The organism is Rhodococcus sp. ACPA4, assembly GCF_002300185.1.
Taxonomy (GTDB): domain Bacteria; phylum Actinomycetota; class Actinomycetes; order Mycobacteriales; family Mycobacteriaceae; genus Rhodococcus_F; species Rhodococcus_F globerula.
Map to the genome: position 1 here is coordinate 4,582,893 of NZ_NSDY01000001.1, position 11,652 is coordinate 4,594,544.

Annotated in this window: 9 protein-coding genes; 8 read left to right on the top strand and 1 reads right to left on the bottom strand. The window is 61.6% G+C overall.

All coding sequences use genetic code 11. The annotated features are described in order from the left end of the window. Positions 1 to 113: 113 nt before the first annotated feature. Both CJ178_RS20985 and CJ178_RS20990 read left to right on the top strand, forming a co-directional pair. Positions 114 to 1,739: an ABC transporter substrate-binding protein gene (locus CJ178_RS20985; protein ID WP_095887564.1), complete on the top strand. Its 1,626-nt coding sequence runs from the start codon at positions 114 to 116 to the stop codon at positions 1,737 to 1,739. A gap of 175 nt (positions 1,740 to 1,914) precedes the next feature. Next, complete coding sequence (locus CJ178_RS20990; protein ID WP_033235349.1) at positions 1,915 to 3,537, top strand: ABC transporter substrate-binding protein; 1,623 nt, start codon at positions 1,915 to 1,917, stop codon at positions 3,535 to 3,537. 99 nt (positions 3,538 to 3,636) lie between these two features. On the opposite strand, the gene CJ178_RS20995 is transcribed toward CJ178_RS20990, so the two are convergent. Then, the gene (locus tag CJ178_RS20995) at positions 3,637 to 3,957 is read right to left on the bottom strand and encodes a UBP-type zinc finger domain-containing protein (protein WP_033235431.1); all 321 of its coding nucleotides are present in this window, start codon (positions 3,955 to 3,957) and stop codon (positions 3,637 to 3,639) included. Positions 3,958 to 4,003: 46 nt separating this feature from the next. Here CJ178_RS20995 and CJ178_RS21000 point away from each other — a divergent pair, with 46 nt between their 5' ends. The 6 genes from CJ178_RS21000 to CJ178_RS21025 all read left to right on the top strand — a co-directional run bounded on the left by CJ178_RS21000 (position 4,004) and on the right by CJ178_RS21025 (position 11,646). Then, positions 4,004 to 5,599, top strand: a complete 1,596-nt coding sequence (locus CJ178_RS21000) for a Na+/H+ antiporter (RefSeq protein WP_095887565.1) — start codon at positions 4,004 to 4,006, stop codon at positions 5,597 to 5,599. A gap of 192 nt (positions 5,600 to 5,791) precedes the next feature. Continuing rightward, a complete protein-coding gene (locus CJ178_RS21005) occupies positions 5,792 to 7,408 on the top strand; it encodes an ABC transporter substrate-binding protein (protein WP_095887566.1) in 1,617 nt (538 codons plus the stop codon). Positions 7,409 to 7,519: 111 nt separating this feature from the next. Then, entirely contained in the window at positions 7,520 to 8,476 is a 957-nt protein-coding gene (locus CJ178_RS21010; RefSeq protein WP_033235352.1) for an ABC transporter permease, read from the top strand. Beyond that, entirely contained in the window at positions 8,469 to 9,563 is a 1,095-nt protein-coding gene (locus CJ178_RS21015; RefSeq protein ID WP_230590249.1) for an ABC transporter permease, read from the top strand. Before CJ178_RS21010 ends, CJ178_RS21015 begins: the two co-directional genes overlap by 8 nt. Further along, positions 9,560 to 10,657 carry an ABC transporter ATP-binding protein gene (locus CJ178_RS21020; protein ID WP_033235354.1) on the top strand — a complete coding sequence of 366 codons (1,098 nt, stop codon included), beginning with the start codon at positions 9,560 to 9,562 and terminating at the stop codon, positions 10,655 to 10,657. Before CJ178_RS21015 ends, CJ178_RS21020 begins: the two co-directional genes overlap by 4 nt. Further along, on the top strand, positions 10,657 to 11,646 hold the full coding sequence (locus CJ178_RS21025; RefSeq protein WP_033235355.1) for an ABC transporter ATP-binding protein: 990 nt from the start codon (positions 10,657 to 10,659) through the stop codon (positions 11,644 to 11,646). The genes CJ178_RS21020 and CJ178_RS21025 overlap by 1 nt, the downstream gene beginning before the upstream one ends. Positions 11,647 to 11,652 lie beyond the last annotated feature (6 nt).

Sequence of the window (11,652 nt, forward strand, 5' to 3'; positions counted from 1 at the left end):
TTCCCCCGTCGTTTTGCGCAGCTTAGGCTATTTTGCGAAACACTGTGTCTCAGGTCACAAACTGTGAGAACTTCGCTTCACACCGCAGTTGTACGACCGACCTGGAGGTTTCGATGAGCCGCAATTCCCGATCAGGTAGTCGCCGCGCGGCAGCTGCCGCACTGGCGATCACCGCAAGTTTGTTCCTTGCATCATGTGCTGGAAATGACGACAACGAGGGCGGGGGCGGAGGCGAGTCGGCTGATTCCGGGTCGTCGTTGAAGATCGGAATGGTCAACGAGCAGGCCGATCCCGGATCGCCCACCAAGGGCGGTACTCTCACGTTCAGCGGCTACTCGCCGGTGACGACGCTCGATCCGGCCAAGGCTCAAGTGAGCGGCTCCACCGGTGGCAGCGAGCTCAGTGCAATCTACGACGTGCTGATGCGATACGACCCCATCGAGCAGACGTTTGAACCGCAGCTGGCGGAGTCGCTCGAGCCGAATGCGGAAAGCACAACGTGGACGTTGAAGCTGCGCGACGGTGTGACGTTCAGCGACGGAACACCTTTCGATGCGCAGGCCGTCACGGCGAGTATCAACCGGTACATGACCAACAAGGGACCGCAGTCGGGGTTGTGGATTGCCAAGGTCGCCTCGATGGACACGCCGGATGCAACGACGGTCGTCTTCAACCTGGTTGATCCCTGGACGGGAATCGAGCCGATGCTCTCCACCGGCCCCGGAATGATCGTCGCTCCGGCTGCGCAGCAGGGTGATCAGTTCACGCCGATCGGAGCCGGTGCGTTCACGCTCGAGAAGTTTGCCCCCAACGAGGAAATGCTGCTCGCTTCTCGTCCCGATTACTACGGCGGCGCGCCGAATGTCGACAAGCTCAAGATGGTCAGCATTCTCGGTGCACAGCCCACCTCCGAGGCGTTGAAGTCCGGTGGCATCGACGCCGCGTACATACGAACGTTGGGGCCGATCCTCGATCTGGTGGAGTCCGACTACCCGGGATTCATCGACATTCCCTCGCTCGGCTACATCGCAAACGTCAACATGGCCCCTGGTCGACCCGGAGCGGATCTGCGTGTGCGCCAAGCGATGGCATACGCCGTCGATCCGGCCACCCTTGATGTCCGGGCCAATGACGGCAAGGGGCTTCCGGGTCAGGTGATCTTCCAGGACACGTCTCGCTGGCACAATGATGTCGCTCCGATCGGTGTGGATCCGGCCAAGGCCAAGGAACTGCTCGATCAGGCGAAGGCGGACGGTTACGACGGCAAGATCAGCTACCTCACCATGCAGGAGCCGTCGGCGCAGGCCACGGCACTCGCTGTGCAGGCCATGCTCAACGCCGTCGGGTTCGACGTCCAGATCGAGAACGTCAACAATGTCGGTGACCTGGTCAAGCGGATGTATGCCGATCGCGATTACGACATGGCGACCGCTGCTCTCAACCTCACCGAGGCGGACCCCTCCGAACGTCTCTACACGGGTCTCAAGACCGGTGGGCGTAACAACACCACGGGTTACTCGGACGCCGAAATGGATCAGTTGCTCGACGAGTTGGGTGTTGCAATCAGCGACGACGACAAGAAGGCCGTCCTCGTGAAGATTCAGGAACGCGCCAACGAAACCCTGCCGTGGCAGGTGTGGGGCACCGGACCGGCTTTGGACGTGTGGAACCAGAATGTGCACGGACTTCAGCCGAGTATCGACGGGATTCTGCTCTTCGACGAGGTGTGGAAGAAGTAGGGGGCTACGCCCCCGTGCGCCTTTCTGGTAGCCCCCACTGCCAGAAAGGCGCACAGGCCATTGGCCTCGTACTTTCCACTGAGTGGGACTGAGAATTAATACTTGTGCCTTAGGTCACAAACTGTGACAGCTTCGCATCACATCACAGTTGAAGGTCCGATCTGGAGGTTCGTAAATGAGTCGCAGTTCTAGGCGCGGCAGTCGAAAGGTCGCAGCAGTCGCACTGGCTGTTTCCGCCGGTTTGTTCTTGGCTTCGTGTGCCGACAGTGGAGCGGACGGCGGCAGCGGCGACGCACCCGAGTCCGGCTCAGCTCTGACGATCGGTCCCGTCAACGCATCGACGAACGAGGGCGATCCGGTCAAGGGGGGAACGCTGACATTCAGTGGATACTCCGCGGTGACAAGTCTCGATCCCTCGAAGACACAGATTGCCGGCTCGGTGGCCGGCTCGGAGCTCGGGGCGATCTACGACACCCTGCTTCGTTACGATCCCACGTCGCAGAAGTTCGTTCCGAAGCTCGCCAACTCGATGTCGCCGAGTTCGGATTTCAAGACCTGGACGCTCAAGCTGCGCGATGGTGTGAAGTTCAGTGACGGCACGCAGGTCGACTCTGCGGCAGTGTCGTCGAGCCTGGCTCGATACGTCACCAACAAGGGACCGCAGTCCAGCCTGTACGCGTCGAAGGTCGCGTCGGTCGACACGCCGGACGCGTCGACGGTTGTCTTCAATCTCGTCGACCCGTGGACGGGTATCGAGTCGCTGCTCGCCACCGGCCCCGGAATGATCGTTGCGCCCAGCGCGCAGCAGGGTGATCAGTTCACGCCGATCGGCGCGGGTGCGTTCACACTCGAGAAGTTCGCTCCCAACGAGGAGCTGATTCTCGACGCTCGTGAGGATTACTTCGCGGGTGCCCCGAACGTGGACAAGTTGCGCATGATCAGCATCGTCGGTTCGCAGGCCACGAGCGAGTCGCTCAAGAGTGGCGGCGCAGATGCCGCGTACATGCGATCACTGCCGAACGTGCTCGACCTCATCGACTCCGGCTACCCGGGCTACGTCGACATCCCGTCGCTGTCGTACCTGTCACTGCTCAACACGGCTCCGGGTCGCCCGGGCGCCGACGTGCGCGTGCGTCAGGCACTGGCTCTGGCAACGGATCCCGTTGCACTCGACAACCGACTCAACGAAGGTAAGGGCCTACCGGGGCAGGTCATCTTCCAGGACAGCTCGCGCTGGCACAACGACGAGGCTCCGATCGGTGTCGACCCGGCCAAGGCCAAGCAGCTTCTCGACGAGGCCAAGGCTGACGGTTACGACGGCAAGATCACGTACCTGACAATGCAGGAGAATTCGGCTCAGGCGATGGCTCTCGCGCTGCAGTCGATGGCAAATGCCGTTGGTTTCGACTTCCAGATCGAGTACGTCAACTCGGTTGCCGACGTCGTCAAGCGTTTGTACGTCGACCGCGACTTCGACATGTCGACCGGCTCCGCCAACCTTCCGGAAGCCGATCCGTTCGAGCGTCTGTACTCGAACCTCAAGACCGGTGGACGTAACAACGCAACAAGCTTCTCCGACGCTCAGATGGACACGCTGCTCGACGAGTTGGGTGTCGCGACGTCCGATGACGCGAAGAAAGAGGTCCTGGCCAAGATCCAGGCACGCGCCACTGAGGTTGTGCCGTGGCAGATCCTCGGCAACACGCCGTGGCTTGGCGTGTGGGCCAAGAACGTTCACGGTGTCCAGCAGAGCATCGACGGAATCATGTTCTTCGACGAGGCGTGGAAGACCAACTGACGGAACGTGAATAACTGAGTACGGCAAAGCTGAAGCCGGAGATGCGCACTGCATCTCCGGCTTCGGTGTATTTCGGGGTGTCCAGGTATTTCGCGGTATCTAGTCCATCAGATCGTGGACATAGCACCAGCGCCAGGACTCGCCAGGTTCGTGGGACCGCATCACGGGGTGTCCGGTCTCGCGATAGTGATTGGTGGCGTGTTGGTGCGGGCTGGAGTCGCAACATCCGACGTGGCCGCAGGTGAGGCAGATTCGCAAGTGTGACCAGTTGTCCTCGCCCAGCTTGGCGCATTCTTGACAGACGCCGGGAGTTAAAGCGGCCGGGTCGGTTTCGGGCGTTTCAGCCAATTCTTCGCAACCGCTTGCCACCGGTTCGGGTGCCGGTGTGCGGGCGGCGACGCGCTTCAGGATTTTTTTCATCACCATCCATAGTGCACGGTGGCCGCCGATCCTGCATGCTGCCAGAGTGAACGGCATATTACTGGGGGTTGTAGTAGCGGCTTTGCTGGTCGCAGCGGTTGCGCGTCGATTCGGTTTGTCGTCGCCGTTGATACTGGTGGTCTTCGGGTTGATCGCGTGTCAGGTACCCGGCGTACCGGATCTCGAGCTCGATCCGGATCTTGTTCTGTTCGTGGTGTTACCACCGTTGCTGTACTCGGCGGCGTTGGACAGTTCATATCTGGCATTGCGATCGAATCTGCGTCCCATCGGGTTGCTCGCGGTGGGTCTGCCCCTCGCGACGACCGCAGCGGTCGGCTTGGTCGCGTATCTGATCGTGCCGGAGTTCTCGATTGCCGCGGCGTTGGTTCTCGGTGCGATTGTGGCGCCGCCGGATGCGGTGTCGGCGAGCGCAATCGGACGCAGGCTTGGCCTGCCGCGTCGGATCATGACACTCCTGGGCGGTGAGAGCCTGCTCAACGACGCCACCGCCCTGACGGCGTACAAGGTTGCCTTGGCGGCGGCCGTTGGCACGGGTGCCACATTGGCGAGCGGGTTCGAGACGTTTGTGATCGCCGCTGTCGGCGGAACGGCGATCGGGCTTGCGGTGGGGTTCGTGATCTCCAAAGTGCGTGGCAAACTTCGCGATCCGGTGATGGAGAGCGCAATCGGCTTGGTCGTTCCGTTCTTCACCTACCTGGCTGCGGAGGAGATTCACGCGTCGGGCGTCATTGCCGTAGTGGTGGCCGGCCTTTTCCTGGGTCAGCGTTCCACTCGGGCCAGTTATGCGACACGCCTGCAGGATACGGCCGTGTGGAAGGCCGTCGACCTCATCCTCGAGTCGTTTGTGTTCCTGTTGATCGGACTTCAATTACCCAGTGTCGTGAGTGGATTGCAGGGGTACAGCACCTCGATTGTGGTGTGGGCGTCCATTGCGGTGCTCGCGACCGTTGTGGTTGTGCGGATTGCGTGGGTTTTTCCGGCCACGTACCTGCCGCGGTGGTTGTCGCCGCGGATCCGCGCGCGGGAACCGGACGTGTCGGTGCGGTCGGTATTTGTCGTGTCGTGGGCAGGAATGCGCGGAGTCGTGTCGCTGGCAGCGGCATTTGCCATTCCCTTGACAGTGAACAGTGGTGAGGAGTTCCCCGGGCGTTCGCTGATCTTGTTCCTGACATTTGTCGTCGTGGTCGGAACATTGCTCCTGCACGGTCTTTCGTTGCCGTGGGTTATCCGCACGCTCGGTGTTCAGGGGGAGGAAGCGCAGTCCGACGCGAGAGCGGAGGCGGCGGCGCAGGACAAGGCGGCACGGGCAGCAGCAGCGCGGCTGGACGAGTTGGTTGCCGAGCAGGACGGAGGTGTGCCCGCGGTGCGGGATCGAGCGGCGGACATCTTGCGGACCTGGAACACGCACCGAGCCAATTCGGCGTGGGAGCGGCTGGGGCGTAGCGACGACGATCTGGGGGAGAGTCCGTCGGCCGCATTCCGGGCTCTGCGTCTCGAGATGATCGACGCCGAGCGGACTGTGTTCATTGCCGAACGCGATGGCGGCCGCATCGATGACGAGGTCCTACGGAAGGTACTACGTGAGCTGGATCTGGAGGAAGCGACCTTGGATCGGGACTAGATCGGGACTAGACCGATAGGTCTCTTTGGTTTGGCGGAATGCGCAGGCCAGGACGATTTAGATAACCGTTGAGGACCGCAACTTAACCAATTCCACTGAGCGGGACTCGTTCGAACCATTCTGTGCGTCGCATCACACACTGTTTCTTGTTCAACAAGAAGTCACAGTTTTTCCTGCCTTGGAGGCATCAGAATGAGTCGTAGTTCCCGCCGCGGGCATCGCAGATTAGCTGCGGTCACGCTGGCGATCACCGCAAGTATGTTCCTGGCGTCGTGCGCCGACAACGGGTCGAGCGGCGGCGGTGAATCTGTCGAGTCGGGTTCCGCGCTCAAGATCGGATTGGTCAACGAACAGGCTGATCCCGGCACCCCGACCACGGGTGGGACGCTGACGTTCAGCGGTTATTCCGCAGTGACATCGCTCGATCCGGCGAAGATCCAGGTTGCCGGCGCAACAGGTGGCAGTGAGCTCAGCGCGATCTACGACGTGCTGATGCGCTACGACCCCATCGAGAAGACGTTCGTTCCGCAGTTGGCGCAGTCGCTCGAGCCGAGCTCGGACAGCAAGACGTGGACGCTGAAGCTTCGTGACGGCGTCAAGTTCAGTGACGGAACGTCTCTCGATTCCAAGGCAGTTGTCGACAGCATCAACCGCTACGTCAACAACAAGGCAGCGCAGTCGAGCCTGTGGGCAGCCAAGGTTGCCTCGATGGACGCTCCGGACGCGTCGACGGTTGTCTTCAACCTGGTCGATCCGTGGACGGGTATCGAGTCGATGCTCTCTACCGGTCCCGGCATGATCGTCGCTCCGGCTGCGCAGCAGGGTGATCAGTTCACCCCGATCGGCGCCGGCGCATTCACCCTCGAGCGTTTTGCTCCCAACGAAGAGCTGTTGCTCGCTGCCCGTCCCGATTACTTCGGCGGCGCACCGAAGGTCGACAAGCTCAAGCTCATCAGCATCGTCGGAGCTCAGCCCACCGCCGAGGCTCTCAAGACCGGTGGCATCGACGCGGCGTACATGCGTACGCTCACCCCGATCCTCGATCTGATCGAGAACGGCAACCCGGGCTTCATCGACATCCCGTCGCTCGGCTACATCGCGAACGTCAACATGGCCGAAGGTCGCCCCGGTTCGGATCTCCGTGTGCGCCAGGCAATGGCAATGGCGATCGACCCCGAAACCCTCAACACCCGCGTCAACAACGGCAAGGGCCTTCCCGGACAGGTGATCTTCCAGGACACCTCCCGCTGGCACAACGACGTCGCTCCGACCGGTGTGGATCCGGCCAAGGCCAAGGAATTGCTCGATCAGGCCAAGGCAGACGGCTTCGACGGCAAGGTCACCTTCCTCTCCATCCAGGAGCCGTCCGCACAGTCGACCGCTCTCGGCGTGCAGGCAATGCTCAACGCAGTCGGTTTCGACACGCAGATCGAGTACGTCACCGGCGCAGGCGATCTGGTCAAGCGGATGTACGTCGACCGTGACTACGACATGAGCACCGCAGCCGGTTCACTGTCCGAGGCAGACCCGTTCGAGCGTCTGTACACGGGCATCAAGTCCGGTGGCCGTAACAACGTCACCAACTACGCCGACGCCGAGATGGACGTCCTTCTCGATCAGCTCGGTGTTGCCACCAACGACGAGGACAAGAAGGCTGTTCTCGCAAAGATTCAGGAACGCGCCACCGAGACGGTGCCGTGGATCGTCTGGGGCAACGTCCCGACGCTGGACGTGTGGAACACGAACGTTCACGGCCTGAAGCAGAGCATCGACGGAATCATGCTGTTCGACAGCGTTTGGAAGTCCTGACTCGACCTACACGTGTCCGGCCCTCGCGGGGCCGGACACGTTAACCGAGACGAATGAGATACGAGGAATTGCTGTGAATTGCGAGTTGGCTGCCCGAAGGAGACGAAATCTATGAACATCGGCGCAATCGGTAAGAAGTTGGGCCAGCTCGTCATTGTGCTCCTCATCGTCAGTTTCGGAACCTTCGTGCTGGCGTCGTTGATCCCCGGTGACCCGGCGGTCGCGGTATTGGGTGAGGGTCGTACCCCCGCCGAATACGAGGAAATGCGCCAGCAGCTCGGACTCAACGATCCACTCCTGGTTCGTTATTGGGACTGGTTGACGAGCGCCCTTACCGGTGATCTCGGTACCTCGCTGGTCCCGCCGCAGCAGGAAGTTCTCTCCGCAATCGGCTCGGCTCTCCCGGTCAGCGTTCAGCTTGCAGTGATGGGCCTTGTCATCGCTCTTGTTGTCGCCGTTCCGCTCGCACTGTGGTCGGCACATCACGAGGGTGGCGTCATCGACCGCGTCATCAGCGCCGCAACGTTCGGTGTTCTCTCGATTCCGAGCTTCCTGGCCGGTTTGCTCCTCATCATGGTGACGGTGAACTGGTTGGGTTGGTTCCCGCGCTCGCAGTGGGTGCGAATCGGTGACAGCATCTCCGGAAACCTTTCGCACGCAATACTTCCCGCAATCACCATCAGTCTTCTCGAGATGGCGATGTTCACCCGCGTTCTGCGCAGCGACCTCGTGACCACCTTGCGTGAGGATTACATCCTCGCTTCGAAGGCCAAGGGCATGCCCACGCTGCGCGTCCTGTTCAGTGACGCGCTGCGGCCGTCGTCGTTCTCGCTCATCACCATGATGGGTCTGGCACTCGGCGGCATGATCGGCAGCACCGTCATCGTCGAGACACTGTTCTCGCTGCCCGGCATGGGCACACTCATCGTTCGGGCTGCACAACAAGGCGATTCGCCGATGCTGTTGGGTGCGGTGGTCGTGATTGCCGTCATCTACGTGGTCGTCAACAGTGCGATCGACGTTCTGTACACCTATCTTGACCCGAGGAGTCGTCGTGTCCATGTCTGAAGTGACGCCCGACGGAGCGGCCCCCGCGCCGGCCCCGTCCGAGGTGATGACATATCGGCAGCAGACCGTCCTGCTTGCGCCCGGTCCGATAGAAACGCTGGAGAAGCCGAAGAATCTGGTCCTGATCGGCACGATCCTGACCGTCGTCGGTATCGCTCTGCTCGGCACCGCCCTCTTCGGGTCCGGCATCATGATGATCGTTCGTATCGTCATCGGCCTGGCCTCGCTCGTGTTCCTGTTCAAGGGACTGGGGAAGATCGGTATCGCCAGGTGGGGAAGCCAATTCGACCTGTCGTACTGGCTGGCCTGCATCTGGCTCGTAGCGCTGGTTGTTGCGGCCATCGTCGCGCCGCTCCTGCCGCTCGGTGAATACAAGGACACGGTCAAGACTTTGGCCGAGCCCGGCTTTGCACCTCCGAGCCTGCTCTCGGAGCATCCGCTCGGTACCAACAACTTCGGTCTCGATCTCCTGGCCCGCGCGCTGTACGGAGCGCGTGCCTCGCTCACCGTCGCAATCTGCGCGGTGCTCATCGGCATCGTCATCGGCGGCACGATCGGCGTCATGGCCGGGTACTTCCGCGGCAAGATCGACGCGGTAGTCGGGATCCTCACCAACTCGCTGCTCGCAATTCCGTCCCTGGTTCTGCTGATCGCGCTGGCTGCTGTCCTCACGTCGAACCTGCGCAACATCACGCTCGCACTGTCGATTCTCTGCATTCCCAGCATGGTTCGAATAGCAAGAGCGAATACGATAGTGGTCGCCCAACGTGAGTTCGTGCTCGCTGCCCGGGCAATGGGTGCCACCAAATGGAGAGTCATCTGGCGAGAACTGGTACCCAACGTTCTGGTTCCCGTTGCAGCACTCGGCCTCGTCGCCGTGTCCGGCCTGATCGTCGCCGAAGCATCGCTCAGCTTCCTCGGGCTCGGTATCGCTCAGCCGGATCCGACGTGGGGCAACATGATTGCAGAAGGCCAGGGCGGCATCGTGGAGAAGCACCCGTTCATCGTTTTGGTGCCCGGCGTCTTCCTCTTCCTGACGGTGTTCTCGTTCAACCTCATCGGTGAGAAGTATCGGAGCAAGCTGTGACCACTTCAGTGACAAATGGCGTACCGCTGCTGCAAGCGGACAACATCCGAACCGTATTTGCGACACCCCGAGGCAAACTGCGGGCCGTCGACGGTGTGTCCATCCACGTATCCGAGGGTGAGACTCTTGGCATCGTCGGTGAGTCGGGTTCCGGCAAGTCGGTTCTCGGCCGCACCATCATGGGTCTGCTGGAGAAGGGTCCGGCACTCGACATCACCGGAACGGTCACGTTTGCGGGCCGCGACATGTCGACGATGAAAAAGTCGGAGATGAAGCACTTCTGGGGCCCGGAGATCGCCATGGTCTTCCAGGATCCGATGACGTCGCTCAACCCGTTCAAGCGAATCGGCACGCACATCACCGAATCCTTGAAGTTCCATCTCGGACTCAAGAAGGACGCGGCCCGTGACCGCGCCGCTGAACTCCTGTCGATGGTGGGAATTCCGGAGCCCAAGCGTCGCCTCGACCAGTACCCCCACGAGCTGTCCGGTGGTATGCGCCAGCGAGTTGTCATCGCAATGGCTTTGGCCTGCGAGCCGAAGCTGCTGATCGCCGACGAGCCGACCACGGCTCTCGACGTGACGGTGCAGAAGCAGATCCTGGATCTGCTCGCCTCGCTCAACGACAAGCTCAACATGGCCGTGATTCTCATCAGTCACGACCTGGGCGTGGTGTCGGGACGTTCCGATCGCGTCGCCGTCATGTACGCCGGTTCCGTCGTGGAAACATCGGCGACGGAAGAGCTTTTCTCGCGTCCACGGCATCCGTACACCGAAGCGCTGATGGCCGCGATTCCGCGACTCGAATCGCCGACGCACACGGTGCTGCAAACCATTCCGGGTGGACTGCCGGACATGACAAAGCCGATGACCGGTTGCCGCTTTGCAGCACGCTGCAAGTACGCGCAGGACGACTGCCTGACCGGCGACCCGGCACTCGCGCTCGGCGGACCGGGCGACAACACGTCCGACGGCCACTCGTTTGCGTGCCATTTCCCCGTCGACACCCCTGAGGGCACAGCGGCATTGGTAGCCAACGAGAAGGCCGGCAAGACCGCAGCGGGCCTCTCGCTCGCAGTGAAGGAGATGGTCTGATGACTGCAGCAACCGATACCAAGAAGCCGGTAAAGCTCGACGACGCATTGACGGTCGAAGATCTGGTTGTCGAGTTCAATGTCGGCAAGGGACAGACAGTTCACGCCGTCTCGGGAATCAGCTTCACCGTCGCTGCGGGTGAAACCCTCGGCGTGGTGGGCGAATCCGGTTGCGGTAAATCGACCGCCGGGCGAGCCATCATGCAGTTGCCCTCGCCGACATCGGGGTCCATCCGGCTCGGTGACGTGGAGATGACGGAGCTGGGCTCGGAAGAGTTGCGTCGCAGCCGTACTCAGCTGCAGATGATCTTCCAGGATCCGATTTCCTCGCTCAACCCGCGCCGCAAGGTCAAGGCGCTCGTGACCGAAGGACCGTCGATCTGGGGTGGTGAGGACAAGGCCGCAATCGAGGCCCGCGCCCGCGCCGTCCTCGCCGAGGTCGGCCTCGACCCCGACGTGGTCTGGGATCGCACCCCTCGCGAATTGTCGGGCGGTCAGTGCCAACGTGTCTGCATCGCAAGAGCTTTGATGCTCGATCCCAAGGTGCTGATCTGCGACGAACCCGTCTCCAGTCTCGACGTCTCGGTGCAGGCACAGATCCTCAACCTGCTCGAGGATGCCAAGCGGCGGCACGGGCTGTCACTGCTCTTCATCGCGCACAACATGGCCGTTGTGAAGAACATCAGCGACCGCGTGATGATCATGTACTTGGGCCGCGTCTGCGAAATCGTTCCCGCAGAAGACATGCAGAACCGTGCGCTGCATCCGTACACGCAGTTGCTGCTGTCTTCGATCCCCGATCCCGACGCAACGGTGACCGCGGCGCAGAACGTCGACCAGAAGGTCGTCGAACTTCCGTCGCCGCTGAACCCGCCGAGCGGCTGCCGGTTCCGCACCCGGTGCCCTCTCGCCACGGATCGCTGCGCCGAGGAAGTTCCGGAGCTACGACTCGTCGACGGCGGACACCAGGTGGCGTGCCACAACGTGTGAGTTGAG